The sequence below is a fragment of the Streptomyces sp. NBC_00435 genome, assembly GCF_036014235.1.
In the GTDB taxonomy this organism is placed as follows: domain Bacteria; phylum Actinomycetota; class Actinomycetes; order Streptomycetales; family Streptomycetaceae; genus Streptomyces.
Genome location: NZ_CP107924.1, coordinates 1,045,724 through 1,061,460 on the forward strand (window position 1 = coordinate 1,045,724; position 15,737 = coordinate 1,061,460).

Consider the following 15,737-nt stretch of genomic DNA (forward strand, 5'->3'; position numbering starts at 1 on the left):
CCTGCGGGAGGAGCGCCGTGCTTCGTATCGCCGTCGTCGGATCGGGACCCAGCGGGGTCTATGCCGCGCAGACACTCGTACAGCAGCGTGAGGTGCCGGGCGTACGGGTCGACGTGTTCGACCGGCTGCCGGCTCCGTACGGGCTCGTGCGGTACGGGGTGGCCCCCGACCACGAGAAGATCAAGTCCCTTCAGGGCAGCCTGCGCACCGTGCTGGAGGACGAGCGGATCCGCTTCCTCGGGAACGTCGAGGTCGGCGGGCCCGAACTGCCCGCCTCCCGGCTACTGGAGCTGTACCACGCGGTGGTCTACTGCGTCGGCGCGGCCCGGGACCGGCTGCTCGGCATCCCCGGCGAGGACCTCGCAGGGGTGCACCCGGCGACGGCCTTCGTGGCCTGGTACAGCGGGCATCCGGACGCGGCGGCCGAGGCCTTCGGGCTGCCCGGGGTGGATTCGGCGATCGTGGTCGGGGCGGGCAACGTCGCGGTGGACGTGACGCGGATCCTGGCCCGGGGCGTACCGGAGCTGGCCCCCACCGACATGCCCCAGCCGGCCCTCGGGGCGCTCGGCGCCAGCGGAGTGCGCCAAGTGCACATGGTCGCCCGACGCGGGCCCTCGCAGGGGAAGTTCACCACGAAGGAGTTGCGCGAGCTGGGCTCGCTGCCGGGCGTGGACACGGTGGTGGACCCGGCGGAGCTGGCCCTGGACCCGGCCTACGCCGACCCGGCCGCGGCCCTGCCCGCCGTGAACCGGCGCAACGTGGAGGTGCTGCGCGGCTGGGCGGCCGCTCCGGCACACGGCGGCGACCGGCGGATCGCGCTGCGGTTCTTCCTGCGGCCGGTGGAGGTGCTCGCCGGACCGGACGGCCGGGTCACCGGGATGCGCTTCGAGCGGACGGCCCCCGACGGTCTGGGCGGGGTCACCGGGACAGGTGTCCACGAGGACGTACCGGCCCGGCTGGTCCTGCGCTCGGTGGGGTACCAGGGCGTCCCGCTGCCCGGCCTGCCCTTCGACGAGCGCCGCGGCACGGTCCCCCACGCGGCGGGCCGGGTGGTGCGGGACGGCCGGGCGTCGGTCGGCGAGTACGTGGCGGGCTGGATCAAGCGCGGCCCGACCGGGGTGATCGGCACCAACCGGCCGTGCGCCAAGGAGACGGTCTCCTCACTGCTCCAGGACGCGGGGGCCCTGGCCCGGCGCGACCGGGAGCGGGACCCGCTGGAGGCCTTGCGCGCCGCGGGGCTGCGGCCCGTCCAGTGGCCGGGGTGGTTGGCCATCGAGGAGGCGGAGGCCGAGCTCGGCCGGTCCCTGGGCCGGCGCTCCGTCAAGATCCCGGACTGGCCGGGCCTGCTGACGGCGGCGGGCCGGGCGGACTGAGGCCGTCAGCCGGTGATCCGCGCCTCCTCGGCGGCGGCCGCCGTGAGGACGCTGTCGAGGAGACCGGGGAACAGCTCCGCCAGCTCGGCGCGGCGCAGTCCGTTCAGTTTGGTGGTGCCCCGGTAACACTGGCGCACCACCCCGCTCTCGCGCAGGACCCGGAAGTGGTGCGTGGTCGTGGACTTGGTGACCGGGAGCTCGAAGTGCGAGCAGGCCAGCTCGGTGTCCATGGCGGCGAGGTCGCGGACGATGGTCAGTCGGACCGGGTCGGAGAGGGCGTGGAGGACGCCTTCCAGCCGGATCTCCGAGACCTCCGGGTGGTCGAGGACACGGGCCGCCTCACGTTGCGTCATGTCCGTACTCCACTCGCTCGGGTGATCCGGGGTCTGCGCCCATCGTACGAGAACCGTCGTAGGAGCGGATGCGGTCCGGTGGGACACGGCGCCGGGACCGGGCCCCGGCGCCGCCCCCGTTCACCAGGACCGGTGGTACTGGTCGGGCGTACGGATCTCCGCGCCGAGCTCGGCGGCCGCGCGGCGGGCCCAGAACGGATCGCGCAGCAGCTCCCGGCCCAGCAGGACCGCGTCGGCCTCGCCGTTGGCCAGGATCTTCTCGGCCTGCTCCGGTTCGGTGATCAGACCCACGGCGGCGACCGGGAGCGTGGTCTCGGCCTTGACCCGGGCCGCGAAGGGCACCTGGTAGGCAGGGCCGACCGGAATCGTCACGCCGGGCGCGAGGCCGCCGGTGGAGACGTCGAGGAGGTCCACGCCGTGCTCCTGGAGCAGCGCGGCCAGCCTGACGGTCTCGTCGGCGGTCCAGCCGTCCTCCTCCAGCCAGTCGGTGGCGGAGATCCGGAAGAACAGCGGCAGCTCCTCGGGCCACACGGCCCTTACGGCGTCGACGACTTCGACGGCGAGCCGGGTGCGGTTCTCGAAGGAGCCGCCGTAGGCGTCGGTGCGCCTGTTGCTGTGCGGGGAGAGGAACTGGCCGATCAGGTATCCGTGGGCGCCGTGGATCTCGACGACCTGGTAGCCGGCGGCCAGCGAGCGCCGGGCCGCCGCCGCGAACTGTTCCACGACCTCCCGGACCTCCCCGGCCGTCAGCTCGTGCGGGACCGGGTGGCCCTCGGCGAAGGGGACGGCGCTCGGGGCGCTGGGCTGCCAGCCGTGCGCCTCGGGTCCGAGGGGGCGCCCGCCCTCCCAGGTGCGATCGGTGGACGCCTTGCGGCCGGCGTGGGCGAGCTGGATGCCGGGGACCGCGCCCCGGGCCTTGACGAAGGAGGTGATCCGGCGCAGCGCCTCGACCTGGGTGTCGTTCCAGATCCCGAGGTCGTACGGCGAGATCCGCCCCTCCGGGGAGACTGCCGTGGCCTCCTGGACGATCAGACCGGTGCCGCCGGTGGCGCGGGCCGCGTAGTGCGCGAAGTGCCAGTCGTCGGCCACTCCGGCGTGCGGACCGGAGGCCTCGGCGCTGTACTGGCACATCGGGGCCATCCACACGCGGTTCGGGATGGTGACCGAGCGGATGGTCCAAGGCTGGAACAGGGCGGCGAAGGCAGCGGGGGCAGCACTCATGAGGGCTCTCCAGAGGTGACCGGACGCGCACCGGGGACCGGCGGCTAAGTACGAGGAACACCGTACTACGAATGCTCTCGTAGTACGAGGGTCCCCGTACAACCGGAAACACCCGCACGCGCGTCGACCGGCCGTTGTTAGTGGCCGGGTGCAGACTGGCCGAAAAGCCGCCTCGAGGCTCTGAGGGACAACGACGTCCGGAGGTGTCGGCCATGACCGACGTGGTACTGCTCGCGGGGACCCGAAAGGGCCTGTTCATCGGTCGCCGGGACTCCCGTGGCACATGGGAGTTCGGCCCGCCCCACTTCAACGCCCAGGCCGTCTCGGCCGTGGCCATCGACCGGCGCGGCCCCTCGCCCCGGCTGCTGGCCGGCGGGGACAGCTCGCACTGGGGGCCGTCCGTCTTCAGCTCCGACGACCTCGGCGCGACCTGGCGGGAGCCCGCCGCGGCCGCCGTGAAGTTCCCCCAGGACACCGGAGCCTCCCTGGAGCGGGTCTGGCAGCTGCATCCGGCCGGACCCGAGGCCCCCGGCGTGGTCTACGCGGGGACCGAGCCGGCCGCCCTGTTCCGCTCGGCCGACCGCGGCGAGTCCTTCGAGCTGGTCCGGCCCCTGTGGGAACACCCGAGCCGGGACAAGTGGGTCCCGGGCGGCGGTGGCGAGGGACTGCACACCGTGATCACCGACCCGCGCGACCCCGACCTGATCACGGTGGCCGTCTCCACGGCCGGGGTGTTCCGGACCAAGGACGGCGGGGCGAGCTGGGCCCCGTCCAACAGCGGGGTCTCGGCGGTGTTCCTGCCGGATCCGGATCCGGAGTTCGGTCAGTGCGTCCACAAGATCGCCCAGGACGCGGCCGACACGGACCGGCTGTACCTGCAGAACCACTGGGGCGTGTATCGCAGCGACGACGCCGGGGCCCGCTGGACCGACATCGGCGCCGGCCTGCCCTCGGACTTCGGCTTCGCGGTGGCCGCCCACCCGCACCGGCCGGACACCGCCTACGTCTTCCCGCTCAACGCCGACTCCGACCGGGTCCCGGCGGAGCACCGCTGCCGGGTCTTCCGGACCGCGGACGCGGGTGCGAGCTGGGAGCCCCTCACGAAGGGACTCCCGGCCGGGGACCACTACGGCACCGTGCTGCGGGACGCGCTGTGCACGGACGACGCGGACCCGGCCGGGATCTACTTCGGCAACCGCAACGGCGAGCTGTACGCCAGCCACGACGACGGCGACAGCTGGCAGTTGCTGGCCGAACACCTGCCGGACGTGCTGTGCGTGCGGGCCGCGGCACTGGACTGACCCCGGCCGTACCCCGGACGCCGGCCCACCCCCCGGGGATCCCGCCAGGCCTCAGCCGGTGAGGCGCCCGGCCTGCTGCACGGCCAGTGCCAGCTGACGTACGGCGGGGTCCTCGGTGCGCCCGGCCAGCCGCTCCGCGTGCCCGGCCAAGCCGGCCAGCGGGACCGCCCCCGGCAACCGTTCCCAGTCGCCTTCGCGTTCGCGCAGCGCGGAGGCGAAGTAGGCGGCCACCGCGGTGAGCTGGAGGCGTGGGGGCGCCCCGGTCCACAGGTCGCCCCACAGTGCCGCCGCCTCCATCCGGCCGGACTCCTCGTGCGGCGCCCGGGTGCCCGGGTCCAGCCAGCGCACCGTCGCGGTGGCCAGGTGCCCCGCGGCGCCGGGACGCAGGCGCACCGCGTACAGGGCCGTCACGGTGTGTCCGGCCCCGACCTCGCCGCCGTCCACGGTGTCGTCCCGGAACTCGTCGTCGGCGACGCGGCGGTCGTCGTAGCCGATCAGCCGGAACCGCTCGACGTTCTGCGGGTCGAAGGAGACCTGCGCCTTGGCGTCACGGGCCCGCAGCCGCACCTGCGCCGGGAGGTCCTCGCAGAAGACCTTGCGGGCGCCCTCCGTGTCGGAGACGTACGTGGTGTGCCCGTCGCCCTTGTCCGCGAGCCGCTCCATGAAGGCGTCGTTGTACTCGCTGCCCACACCCACGCCGAACAGGGTGATCCCGTGCTCGGTCCGGGCGTCGGCGATGCGCTTGAGGATGGCGTCGGCGGAGGTGGCGCCGGTGTTGGCGAGGGCGTCGGAGAGCAGCACGACCCGGTTGGTGGCGCCGGGCCGCAGGGACTTGACCGCGACCTCGTACCCGCGGGTGACCCCGGCCTCCACATTGGTGGAATCGGCGGTGGCCAGCGCGCCCACGACCCGGTGGATCTGGTCGCGGTGGCCTTCGACCCGGGTCATCGGCAGGCGGGTCTGGGCCTTGCCGCTGAAGGTGACGACGGCGACCGAGTCGTCCTCGCGCAGTTGGTCGGTCATCAGGTTCATGGAGGTGCGGACGAGGTCCAGCCGGCCGGGCTCGGCCATGGACCCGGAGACGTCCACGACGAAGGTGAGCGCGGCCGGCGGCCGGGCCTCCTCGCCCTCGGAACCTCCCTGGTTCGCGGTGCGGGTGGCGAGGCCGACGCGGACCAGTGCCCAGTTCGCGTCGGTGGTGCGGGCTCCGTCCACGGTGACGGAGAATCCGTCGCCGTCGGGCTCCCGGTAGTCCTGCCGGAAGCTGTTGACGAACTCCTCCGGGCGCACGGTGGCCGGGTCGGGCAGCTTGCCGTCGGCGAGGGTGCGCCGGGCGTACCCGTAGCTCGCGGTGTCCACGTCGAGCGCGAAGGTGGAGAGGTAGTCGGCGGGTGGGGCGCTCGCGCGCCGGCCGTCGCTCTCACCCTGGAGGCCTTCCCCGCCGGGGAAGGTGGCGGCGGGCCGGGGCCTGGAATCAGTGCCCTTCGTTCCCCGCTCGGCGGCCCGGTTCGAGCCACCGCTTCCGCAGCCGGTCAGCAGGACGCCGCCGGCGAGGAGCGCGGCGGTCAGCCTGGCGTACGTTCTTCGCCGGGCCGGGCGGGCCCGGCGGGCGGTGCCGGCTGCGCGCGGCGCGGCGGGCGTGCGTTCCTCATGGGACTTCATACCGTCTCCCTCGAACGTCATCGGTGTTGAATGTGACGTGGGGAAGCGGCAGTTGGAGCACTCGAAGCCGTTGCGAACGGATCTCGAACCGACAACGGCCGGGCGGGCGTGCGCCGGTCGTCACGCGTGCGCGGGCGGCGGTACCGGACGGCCCGACTGGGCCAGTAGAGTGATCGACCGTGGCAGCACGACCGTTGAACGAGATCGTCGAGCCGGGCTGGGCCCGCGCTCTGGAACCGGTGGCGACGCAGATCGCCGCGATGGGCGCCTTCCTGCGCGCGGAGATCGCGGCGGGAAGGACGTACGTCCCCGCGGGGGCGAACGTGCTGCGCGCGTTCCAGCAACCCTTCGACGAGGTGAAGGTGCTGATCGTCGGGCAGGATCCGTACCCCACGCCGGGGCACGCGATCGGCCTCTCCTTCTCCGTGGCGCCCGAGGTCAGCCCGTGGCCCCCGAGCCTCGACAACATCTTCCGGGAACTGCACGCCGATCTCGGGACGGGACGGCCCCTCAACGGGGACCTGACTCCCTGGACCCGGCAGGGCGTCCTGCTGCTCAACCGCTCGCTCACCACCGCCCCACGCAAGCCCAACGCCCACCGCGGCAAGGGCTGGGAGGCGGTGACCGAGCAGGCCATCCGCGCGCTCGCGGCGCGCGGGAAGCCCCTGGTGTCGGTGCTGTGGGGGCGCGAGGCCCGCAATCTGCGGCCGTTGCTGGGCGAGCTGCCGGCCGTGGAGTCGGTGCACCCCTCCCCCATGTCCGCGGACAACGGGTTCTTCGGCTCCAGGCCGTTCAGCAGGACCAATGATCTGCTGGTCCGCCAGGGAGCGCGGCCCGTGGACTGGCGACTGCCCGCCGCCGGTTGACCGGGCGGGTGGCCGGACCGGATGCCGGACGGGTGACCGCGCAGATCGCGTGCGTGACCGAACGGTTGAAGCGTATACGACATTCTTCGGATAAATACGGACAGATGCCGCCGGAGTTGGCCCTGCCCGAACAGCTGGTTCCGATAAACCAGTAACATGCGGCGCCATGAGCTCCCCCACTGGGCCCGCAAATGGCCTGCCCGTACGAATGCCGCGACCCCGCCAGACCGGGCGGCACCGCCGACCCGAGCCCGCGGTGGCGCCCGAGGGCGCGCCCGCGCTGGTGCTCGCCGTGCCCGGTGCCCCCTCGGCCGCCTCGCGGGGGCTCGCGGAAGAGATCATCAGCATCGGCCGCTCCGAGCTGCCCGGCCTCGACGCCCGCGTCGGCTTCCTGGACGGTGACGACGCCACCGAGTTCCCGTCCCTGTCCGGCGTACTGGACTCCGTGGCGCGGGACCGTGCGGCGCGCGCGGAGTTCGCCCGCGAAGCGGGGCAGGAGGTGCCCGCGCCGACCGGCCCGGACGCCGTGGTCGTGCCCCTGCTGGCCGGTCCCGACGGGGACCTGCTGCGCCGGGTGCGCCAGGCCCTGATGGACTCCTCGGCCGCCGCCGAACTGGCCGACGCGCTCGGTCCGCACCCCCTGCTCGCCGAGGGGCTGCACGTGCGGCTGTCCGAGGCCGGCCTCGCCCGCGCCGACCGGGCCAGGCTCTTCAGCGTGACCACCGCCGCCGACGGCATCGTCCTGGTCACCACCGGTGGCGAGGAGGCCGTCAAGGCGGCCGGCATCACCGGCATGCTGCTGGCCGCCCGGCTCGCGGTGCCCGTGATGGCCGCCGCGCTGGACGAGGAGGGCGCCGTGGCCGCGACCGCCGACCAGCTGCGCCGCGAGGGTTCGGCCCAGCTCGCGCTGGCTCCCTACCTGATCGGGCCGGAGGCCGCCGAAGGGCTCCTGGAGACCGCCTGCAAGGAGGCCGGCTGCAGCGCCGCCGACGTGCTCGGCGCGTACCCGGCGCTCGGCAAGCTGGCCGTGGCGCAGTACTCCGCCGCCCTGGGCATCAACCAGGGCGCCGCCGCTCACTGATCCGACCGCTCATGCCGTACGCGAGAGGGCCCGCGCCCCGGGATGGCGGATTCCGGGGCGCGGGCCCTCTCGCGTACGGCCGGCGGTGTCAGCCGAAGACCACGCAGGTGGCGGCGGGCACCGCCACCGAGCCGGCCCGGCGCGGCTGACCGGTCAGCTGGTCCACGTCGAACCAGGTGACGTCCCCGGAGCGCTCGTTGGCCGCGTACAGCCGGCGCCCGGACGGGTCGACGGCCAGGTCCCGGGGCCAGCTGCCCCCGCACGGCACAGTGCCCGTGAGCTGCGGCTTCTCCGCGCCCCCGGCGAGGGAGAAGGTGGCGACGGTGTCGGCGCCGCGGACGGCCGCCCACACGAAACGGCCGTCGGGCGAGGTCACCACCGCGGAGGGGTAGGCCGCTCCGGCCCCTGGAGCGCCCGTGGAGGCAACCGGAACCTCGGCGACCGCCAGGAGTTCGCCCGACTCCGCGTTCCAGCGGCAGACGGTCAGCTGCGGCTCCAGCTCGTGGAGTACGTAGACCACCCCGCCGGAGGGGTGGAAGGCGAGGTGGCGGGGGCCGGTCCCGGCGCGCAGTACGGTCTCGGCGTGCACCCGCGGGGTCCCGGTGGCGGGGTCGAGCGCGCAGACCCGTACCGAGTCGGTCCCGAGGTCGACGCTGAGCACCCAGCGGCCGCTGGGGTCCGGCAGCACCTGGTGGGCGTGCGGGGCCTGCTGTCTGCCCGCGTCGGGGCCGGAGCCCCGGTGGGCGAGTACGGCGGCGGGCCCCCCGATCGCACCGTCGGCTGCCAGCGGGAGGCTGCTGACGCTGCCGGAGGTGTAGTTGGCGGTCAGCAGCCGGCGCCCGGCCACGCTGAGGTGGGTGGGACCGGAGCCGCCGACGCGGACGGCCGCTCCGAGGGGGGCCAGTCCCCCGGGGGTGGGCCGGAAGGCTCCGACCTCGCCGCGCTCCGTCTCGCTCACCGCGTAGAGCACACCGGTGGCGCGGTCGTGCGCGAGGTACGAGGGGTCCGCGACTGCGGCCGTGGCCGAGAGCACGGTCAGTGCTCCGGTGGCCGGATCCACGGCCGCGGTGGTGACACCGCGGCCGCCCCCCGAGGTGAACGAGCCGATCCAGGCCCGGTGTCCGCCGCCGTGGGCCGTACGGTCCCCACCGCCCACACCGCTGTCCGCGTCGTTCACGGGATGCCCCTCTCAGTCGTTCCGGATCCGTTGGGCAGTGACGGTAACAGAAGGTCTAGACCAAATCCCGTCCCTGGGCCCGTTCCAGCGCGCCGGAGTGATGGACGTAAGCCGTCGAACTGGGCCGGTCCTCGAACGTGCGATGGAAGACCGGCGTCGCCGAACCGGAGATCGGCGGCACGATCCAGGACCAGTCCGCCCCCACGTCGCGGCCCTTGCGCTCCTCCTTCTCCACGTGGGTCAGGAACCGCCGGGACTCGGTGTGGTGGTCGGCGATGGTGACCTTGGCCGCGTCGAAGGAGTGCAGCACCGCCCGGTTGAGCTCGACGAGCGCGCGGTCCTTCCAGAGCGAACGGTCGCTGCCGGTGTCGAGGCCCATACGACGGGCCACCGCCGGCAGGAGGTTGTACCGGTCGGTGTCGGCCAGGTTGCGGGCGCCGATCTCGGTACCCATGTACCAGCCGTTGAAGGGCGCCGCCGGGTAGTGGATGCCGCCGATCTCCAGGCACATGTTGGAGATCGCGGGTACGGCGTGCCAGCGCAGGCCCCAGTCCGACCACCCGTCACCGCCCTGCGCGCCGTCGGGGTGCTCGATGGGCACCTCCAGGACGGCGTCCGGAGGGACGTCGAACCAGCGGGGTTTGTCGTCGATCCCCTGCACGACCAGCGGGAGCAGGTCGAAGGGGGTGCCGGGGCCCCGGGGCCAGCCGAGGGCGAGCAGCGCGCTCGTGAGTTCCGCGTTGCGGGCGTCGCCGACGGTTATGGAGGGGTGGTCGCCGTAGCCGGCGTACCGGACCAGCTGCTCGCTCCAGATCACCGGGCCGGGGCGGTCAGGGGTTTCGGGGGCGAAGACCGTGATGGTGGGCCGGACCCGGCCGCCGTTGGTCGCCTCGCGCAGGTGCTCGAAGCACTCGGCGGCGATCTCGTCGGCGTCGGCGAGCCCGCGGCGGTCGCGGACGCGCAGCGAGTTCCAGTACAGCCTGCCTATGCACCGGTTGCTGTTGCGCCAGGCCACGCGTGCGCCGTGTTCCAGTTCTTCGGGAGTGTGCCGGTACGTGTCCGTCGCGGCGAGCTCGGCCCGTACGGCGGCGAGCCGCTCGCGCGGATCACCCGCGTCCGGGTTCTCCCTGTGGAACAGTCGGATGAACTCCTCGGCCGCTTCCCACACCTGAGCGGTGGTGGAGCGCTGTTGAAGTATTTCCATTCCGGGCGGTTACCCCCTGTCCGACCAGATCCACCCCGCGTGGCATGAAGGGGCCATGCCGGATGAATGTGCAATGAACAATCACCCGTTGTACACGCCGCAGGTCAGCGGCGTGCGGAAGGCGCGCCCGGAACACTCCTCCGTGTGATCTTCGTCGATCGGCCCTGTGGACGGGACGTAGGGGACGTATCATCCGCGGCAACTCCGCTTAAGGGGTGACGACTTCAGGTCCTCACGACATTCGGTCCGTCGTGGGCGAGGCGGCGGCCGTCGTGGGTGAGGCGTACCGCGGCGGTCGCGGCGACCACCGCGGAGCGGGCCGAACCCAGCGACTCCCGGGCCGCGTCCAGGTCGTCGGCCCGGCCCAGCAGGGCCGCGGCATCGGTGGCGCAGTCGATCAAGTGGAGCGCCACCCGGGCCAGTTGCTCATCACTTCCGTACGCGTCGTCGACGGCCTTGCGCGCCAGCGCCAGCATGTCCAGCGCCCCGGACAGTCCCGCCGGCGGAATCCTGATGTCGGAATGAATGTTTCGCTTCACCGTCGCCACTCCCGCCACCGATCATGTGGACCACTTCGCGATCACCGGGCGAGAAAGATCCTGCCGCTCCACTCCCCCGCGACCAACGGACCGGGGCATCCTGATCTTGCATTGCCGAAACAAGAAGAGGGTGCAGATGAACACCAACACCACGCATTCCGACATTGACGACTGCACGTCGATCTGCGGCGACTGCGCGGCCGGATACCGGCGGGCTTTACGGGAGGGGGGATTACCGGGGCCCGTTCCGGACTGTCTGGTCTCCTTCGGGCTGCTGCGGAGGCTGGAGGGCACCGGCGACCACCTCCCCGTGCCGCCCTCGGTCGCCGCGGTCATCCTCGCGAAGCCGATCGAGCGGGCCATCGCGGACCAGCGGGCGGAGCTCGACACCCTGATCGCCGCCCTCTCCCCGATGGAGGCCGTCTACCGGCACGAGCACCAGCGGCACGAGGCCCTCCTGCGTCCCCTGGTCGGCCGCGAGGTGATAGACGCCGCCGTCCAGGCGGCGCTCTCGACGTGCACCGGGGAACTGCTCACCACCCATCCCGAGGGCCGCTGCCTCACCGGGGTCCGGGCCGACGTACTCCCCCGCGATCCCGCCCCGGCCGGACGGGACGTGCGCCGGCGCACGGTCTACAGCCACACGGTCCGCTCGCACGGTCCGACGCTCGCCCGCATGGAACGGGCCACCCGGGCCGGCGCCGAGGTCCGCACGGCCGGAGAGCGGTTCGAGCGGCTCATCGTGGTCGACCGGTCCGCCGCGTTCGTCCCGGCGGTCGCCGGGAGCGGAAATCAGCCGTACGCCCTGGAAATTCGCGAACCCGGTTTGATCCACTACCTCACGAAGACGTTCGAGGCCGTGTGGGAACGGGCGACCCCCGTCGAGTTCGACGCGACCGGGCAACGCCCGCCACAACTCACCGACGAAATCCAGAAGACGATTCTCGAACTCATGGTGAGGGGGCATACGGACGACGCGATTTCCAAGCGGCTCGGCCTGAGCACCCGCAGTATCGGCGCGCACATCAAACGCGCCTCGATTCGCTTCGGGAGCCGCAGCAGAGCCGAACTCGGCTTCGTCCTCGCGAAGTCCGGCGTCTTCGACACCGGCCGGGCCTGAACGTTCTAGGCCCCCACCAGCGGGGAGCGCGAGCCGCGGCGCAGGGGTCCGTCGAGCTGGCCGAGGAGCCGCTCCAGACCGTGCAGATGCGCCAGCGCCGGCCCGGCGGCGATCCGGCCGGGGCTCGTGCCCGCGGCCGGCCGGTCCGCCGCTCGTTCCGCTCCCGCGCGCTCCGGCGCGCCGTGCTCCACCGCGCCGCGCTCCGCCTCGGGTGACAGCAGCGCCTCCACGGCGGCCTCGACCCGCCAGCACGCCGCCGCGAGCCGGGCGTCGTGGCTCGCGTCCGGGTCCGCGGCCACGGAGACCAGCCCGCGCACCTCGACGGCGCACTCGTCGAGCAGCGCGAGCACGCGGCGGGCCCTGGCCTTGCGGGCGCGGTAGGGGCTGAGCGGATGGACCAGCGGAGCCAGTGACAGCCGTACCCGTCCCAGGAACAGCTCCAGCTCCGCGGCGTGCGGCGCGGGATCGGCGACCGGAGAGCCGGCGAGGCGCGCCGCGGCCTCGGCGGTGCACGCCCGCACGCACCGCAGCGCGCGCTGGATCCACATGTCGTTCGTCGCGTGGGTGGTGACCGGCAGCACCAGGACCACCGCCAGCCCCGCGCACAGCGCGCCGACGGCCGTCTGCTCGAGGCGCAGGACCAGCAGGCCCGGATCGAGCACGCCGAGCAGGCCGTACAGCAGGCCGGCCATGACCGTCACCGCCAGCATCATCCAGCTGTAGGAGACCGCCGCCGTGTAGAAGATCCCGAAGACGCACAGCGCCACGAGGACCGCCGTGGGGGCCGGCGCCCCGTGCAGCGGGATCGCGATCAGGAGCCCCGCGCCGATCCCGATGACCGTGCCGAGCACCCGGCGGAAGCCGCGGACCAGCGTCTCGCCCCGCGAAGCGGTGTTGACGAAGATCCACCAGGCGGTGCCGACCGCCCAGTACCAGCGGTCCTCGGACAGGACCTGGCCGATGCCCAGCGCGACCGCGCAGGCGGCGGTGGCCTGGAAGGCCTGGCGGGTCGTCGGCCGGGCTAGCCCGGTGCCGGGCGCCGCGGGCGGTACGGCGGGCGGCGGGACGCGCCGCTCGATCGGCCACAGCACGAACCGCACCGCGCCGGCCGACAGGAGCGCCAGTCCGACGGCCGCGTACAGCTCGGGCAGCTGCCCCGGCCGGGCATGCAGGAACTGGGTGATGAAGAAGTTCATGAACGCGAAGATCCCCAGGGCGTGCCCGCGCACGCCCCACCGCCGGGCGTAGACCCCGGCGAACACGACGGCGACGAAGGCCGCGTCACGGGCCGCCGGCACGCCGTGCAGGGCGGTGGCCAGGGCCAGTACGGGGAAGCCGGCGACCGGCAGCAGGGCGGTGGTCACCCGCTGGGCGCGCACGGTGGCGTCGGTGACTGTGAAGAGGGCCAGCAGCGCCGCCAGTCCCCCGGTGATCGACGCGACGAGCGAGAGCCCGCACAGCTCGGCCACGGCCACGGCGAGAGCGACGCCGAGGACGGCCCGCGACGAGTTCCTCAGTCTTGCGCGCCCCGGATCCGGAGCCACGAACATCCTCTTCACGGCGGTGTGCCGCCCCCCTTGCGATGGAACACGCCGGGCCGTCTCGCGCCCGGGGGTGGTGGGCGGCAAACAGGCACAGCGAAGGCGCCACGGTCCGGACCGGCCTCGTTGCCGTCCGGCACTGCGTGGCGCCGTAGATACATGGATAGGACACAGATAAGCATCCGGAGGCCTGTTGGCTCAACTCTCCGGCGCAGGAGTGGGCCATTGGTACACCTGTGACGGCTGATCTTCGGCCACCCGGGACCAACGGATCAGGGGGCGGCGGTCGGTACGCACAGGACCGGGACCGGCGAGAGGTGCAGGAGTTTGTGCGGGGTGGATCCGAGGAGCGCGCCCCGGATCGGGCTGTCGCCCCAGCTTCCTACGATGATCACCCTCGCCCCGTGGCGTTCGGCGGCGTCGAGCAGCGCCTGGGCCGGCTTCTCGTCGACCACCTCGACGGTCGACGGCACCCCCGCCTCGTCGGCGGCTTCCACCGCGCGGGCGAGCGCGCTGCGGCCCGCCTCGCGGACGGCCTCGCGGTGCGCGCGGTACTCCTCCCCGGTGGAGCCGGGGGCGGCCGCCCCGTAGACGAGGACGAGCGCCTCGCCGAAGGCGGTGGCGACTTCAAGGGCCACGTGCAGGGCGCGCTCGGCGCCGGGCGATTCGTCGTACCCGAGGACGACGGACATCGGGGCTCCTCTCAGGAAGGCTTCTTGAGTCCGTGGACGAGGTCCGGGTCGGCGACGCCCCGCCGCTCCTGCCAGAAACGGCCGTCCCTGATCCGCCAGAAGCCCATGACGAGCACGCCGACGACGGCGATCCCGATCCCGATGACCAGCGGCGGTCCGAGCCCGAACCAGGAGACGCCGCTCGCCGAGTTCTCCGGGTCCGACATGTTGTCGACCGACTTCACGAGCAGCCAGGCCAGCAGTGCGGCGCCGACCACGGGGCCGAAGCCGATCAACAGGAAGTTGCGGACGCTCTCCAGCAGGTGGCGGCGGTAGTAGACGGCGCAGGCCAGACCCGTGAGCGCGTAGTAGAAGGCGATCAGCAGGGAGAGGGCGGTGAGGGAGTCCAGGAGCGCGTTCTCGCTGATCTGGTTGACGGCGAGGTACCAGACGATGGCGATGCCGGCCACCCACCAGGTGCTCACGTCGGGGGTGCGGAAGCGGGGGTGGATGTGTGCGAGGTGCGGCGGCAGGGCGCGGCGGCGGGCCATGGACAGGGCCGTGCGCGAGGCGGGGATGATCGTGGTCTGGGTGGAGGCGAGCGCGGAGGTGCAGACGGCGAGCAGGACCACCCAGTCCCAGCCGCCCATGACCTCGTGGGCGAGGACGGCGAAGACGGCCTCCTCCTCGCCCGCGTTCTCGGCGAGGAACTTCGTCCCGGCGTATCCGACGACCGCGAAGCCGACGGACAGGTACGTCACCAGCAGCACGACGGTGGACCAGATGCCCGCCTTTCCCGGTGCGGTGGCCGAGTCCTCGACCTCCTCGGTGAGGTTGACCGCCGATTCCCAGCCCCAGTAGATGAAGACGCCGAGCAGCAGTCCGCCGGTGAGGGCGGCTCCGCCGGCGCCGAAGGGGTTGAGCCACGCCACCGAGGGTCTGGTGCCGTCGAGGCTGCTGGTGCCGGCGTAGACGCGGTAGAGGGCGACCACGGCGAACACCAGCAGGAAGAAGACCTGGGCGAGGATCAGGACGTCCTGGAGCCGGGCCGACATCTCGGTGCCGATGACGCAGACCGCGGTCATGGCGAGGATCACGACGACGGTCAGGGACTGCCGGAGCGCTTCGTTCGCCGCCCAGTCGTCGAGTCCGGCGGCGAGCAGCCCGAAGTGCACGGCCACGTCGGCCAGCGAGCCGATGACGAGGACGCCGGTCATCGCGATGGCCCAGCCGCCGAGCCAGCCGGCCCAGGGGCCCATGGCGCGCGTCACCCAGGAGAAGGTGGTCCCGCAGTCCTGGTCGACCTTGTTGAGGTAGTAGAAGGCGGCGGCGATCAGCAACATCGGCACGAAGGAGGCCAGCATGACGCCGGGTGCGTAGATGCCGGCGAGGGCGACGATCGGTCCGATGACGGCGGCCAGGGAGTAGGCGGGCGAGGTCGAGTTCAGGCCGATGACGAGTGCGTCGAGGAACCCGATCGCGTCGGCCTTGAGCCCGGGGTCGGCGTCCGGGTCCGCGACCACGCCCGCTCCCGGTCCCGCTCCCGGTCGCCGCTCCGGATCCCGGGGCTCGAGGGGGCCGCCGTCCGAGCCATGGGGGGCCATGTACGCATCGTCACGCAGACCGCC

At 73.1% G+C, this 15,737-nt stretch carries 14 protein-coding genes; 5 read left to right on the forward strand and 9 right to left on the reverse strand.

Annotated elements, in window-relative coordinates; all coding sequences use genetic code 11:
- Nucleotides 1-17: 17 nt before the first annotated feature.
- On the forward strand, nt 18-1,373 hold the full coding sequence (locus OG389_RS04600) for an FAD-dependent oxidoreductase (RefSeq protein ID WP_328297170.1): 1,356 nt from the start codon (nt 18-20) through the stop codon (nt 1,371-1,373).
- Nucleotides 1,374-1,378: 5 nt separating this feature from the next.
- Here OG389_RS04600 and OG389_RS04605 read toward each other — a convergent pair whose 3' ends face one another.
- Both OG389_RS04605 and OG389_RS04610 read right to left on the reverse strand, forming a co-directional pair.
- Nucleotides 1,379-1,726 (reverse strand): ArsR/SmtB family transcription factor, encoded by a 348-nt coding sequence (locus tag OG389_RS04605; RefSeq protein WP_328297171.1) that lies wholly within the window; start codon nt 1,724-1,726, stop codon nt 1,379-1,381.
- Between the two features lie 120 nt (nt 1,727-1,846).
- Nucleotides 1,847-2,947 (reverse strand): NADH:flavin oxidoreductase/NADH oxidase, encoded by a 1,101-nt coding sequence (locus OG389_RS04610; RefSeq protein WP_328297172.1) that lies wholly within the window; start codon nt 2,945-2,947, stop codon nt 1,847-1,849.
- A gap of 212 nt (nt 2,948-3,159) precedes the next feature.
- Between OG389_RS04610 and OG389_RS04615 the strand changes: the two genes are divergently transcribed.
- Nucleotides 3,160-4,248: a WD40/YVTN/BNR-like repeat-containing protein gene (locus tag OG389_RS04615; protein WP_328297173.1), complete on the forward strand. Its 1,089-nt coding sequence runs from the start codon at nt 3,160-3,162 to the stop codon at nt 4,246-4,248.
- Nucleotides 4,249-4,299: 51 nt separating this feature from the next.
- Here the strand turns inward: OG389_RS04615 and OG389_RS04620 are convergent, their stop codons facing one another.
- Nucleotides 4,300-5,910: a vWA domain-containing protein gene (locus OG389_RS04620; RefSeq protein ID WP_328297174.1), complete on the reverse strand. Its 1,611-nt coding sequence runs from the start codon at nt 5,908-5,910 to the stop codon at nt 4,300-4,302.
- 179 nt (nt 5,911-6,089) lie between these two features.
- On the opposite strand from OG389_RS04620, the gene OG389_RS04625 reads away from it, so the two are divergent.
- Nucleotides 6,090-6,776, forward strand: coding sequence for a uracil-DNA glycosylase (locus OG389_RS04625; protein ID WP_328297175.1), 687 nt, complete (start codon nt 6,090-6,092; stop codon nt 6,774-6,776).
- Between the two features lie 166 nt (nt 6,777-6,942).
- Nucleotides 6,943-7,857, forward strand: a complete 915-nt coding sequence (locus tag OG389_RS04630; RefSeq protein ID WP_328297176.1) for a sirohydrochlorin chelatase — start codon at nt 6,943-6,945, stop codon at nt 7,855-7,857.
- Nucleotides 7,858-7,945: 88 nt separating this feature from the next.
- Here OG389_RS04630 and OG389_RS04635 read toward each other — a convergent pair whose 3' ends face one another.
- The 3 genes from OG389_RS04635 to OG389_RS04645 all read right to left on the reverse strand — a co-directional run bounded on the left by OG389_RS04635 (nt 7,946) and on the right by OG389_RS04645 (nt 10,777).
- Entirely contained in the window at nt 7,946-9,034 is a 1,089-nt protein-coding gene (locus tag OG389_RS04635; protein WP_328297177.1) for a lactonase family protein, read from the reverse strand.
- 55 nt (nt 9,035-9,089) lie between these two features.
- Complete coding sequence (locus OG389_RS04640; protein ID WP_328297178.1) at nt 9,090-10,238, reverse strand: nitric oxide synthase oxygenase; 1,149 nt, start codon at nt 10,236-10,238, stop codon at nt 9,090-9,092.
- A gap of 224 nt (nt 10,239-10,462) precedes the next feature.
- Nucleotides 10,463-10,777, reverse strand: coding sequence for a hypothetical protein (locus OG389_RS04645; RefSeq protein WP_328297179.1), 315 nt, complete (start codon nt 10,775-10,777; stop codon nt 10,463-10,465).
- Nucleotides 10,778-10,913: 136 nt separating this feature from the next.
- Between OG389_RS04645 and OG389_RS04650 the strand changes: the two genes are divergently transcribed.
- Nucleotides 10,914-11,897 (forward strand): LuxR C-terminal-related transcriptional regulator, encoded by a 984-nt coding sequence (locus OG389_RS04650; RefSeq protein ID WP_328297180.1) that lies wholly within the window; start codon nt 10,914-10,916, stop codon nt 11,895-11,897.
- Nucleotides 11,898-11,902: 5 nt separating this feature from the next.
- On the opposite strand, the gene OG389_RS04655 is transcribed toward OG389_RS04650, so the two are convergent.
- From OG389_RS04655 to OG389_RS04665, 3 genes are all read right to left on the reverse strand, one after another.
- Nucleotides 11,903-13,447 (reverse strand): FUSC family protein, encoded by a 1,545-nt coding sequence (locus tag OG389_RS04655; protein WP_328303515.1) that lies wholly within the window; start codon nt 13,445-13,447, stop codon nt 11,903-11,905.
- Between the two features lie 263 nt (nt 13,448-13,710).
- Nucleotides 13,711-14,130, reverse strand: a complete 420-nt coding sequence (locus tag OG389_RS04660; protein WP_328297181.1) for a universal stress protein — start codon at nt 14,128-14,130, stop codon at nt 13,711-13,713.
- Between the two features lie 11 nt (nt 14,131-14,141).
- Entirely contained in the window at nt 14,142-15,713 is a 1,572-nt protein-coding gene (locus tag OG389_RS04665) for an APC family permease (RefSeq protein WP_328297182.1), read from the reverse strand.
- Between the last annotated feature and the right edge of the window lie 24 nt (nt 15,714-15,737).

Bases quoted from the DNA above. Each gene is read 5' to 3' on its own strand.
- OG389_RS04605 (WP_328297171.1), bottom strand. From the start codon at position 1,726: ATGACGCAACGTGAGGCGGCCCGTGTCCTCGACCACCCGGAGGTCTCG.
- OG389_RS04630 (WP_328297176.1), top strand. From the start codon at position 6,943: ATGAGCTCCCCCACTGGGCCCGCAAATGGCCTGCCCGTACGAATGCCG.
- OG389_RS04655 (WP_328303515.1), bottom strand. From the start codon at position 13,447: ATGTTCGTGGCTCCGGATCCGGGGCGCGCAAGACTGAGGAACTCGTCG.
- OG389_RS04660 (WP_328297181.1), bottom strand. From the start codon at position 14,130: ATGTCCGTCGTCCTCGGGTACGACGAATCGCCCGGCGCCGAGCGCGCC.
- OG389_RS04640 (WP_328297178.1), bottom strand. From the start codon at position 10,238: ATGGAAATACTTCAACAGCGCTCCACCACCGCTCAGGTGTGGGAAGCG.
- OG389_RS04650 (WP_328297180.1), top strand. From the start codon at position 10,914: ATGAACACCAACACCACGCATTCCGACATTGACGACTGCACGTCGATC.
- OG389_RS04615 (WP_328297173.1), top strand. From the start codon at position 3,160: ATGACCGACGTGGTACTGCTCGCGGGGACCCGAAAGGGCCTGTTCATC.
- OG389_RS04610 (WP_328297172.1), bottom strand. From the start codon at position 2,947: ATGAGTGCTGCCCCCGCTGCCTTCGCCGCCCTGTTCCAGCCTTGGACC.
- OG389_RS04665 (WP_328297182.1), bottom strand. From the start codon at position 15,713: ATGGCCCCCCATGGCTCGGACGGCGGCCCCCTCGAGCCCCGGGATCCG.
- OG389_RS04620 (WP_328297174.1), bottom strand. From the start codon at position 5,910: ATGAAGTCCCATGAGGAACGCACGCCCGCCGCGCCGCGCGCAGCCGGC.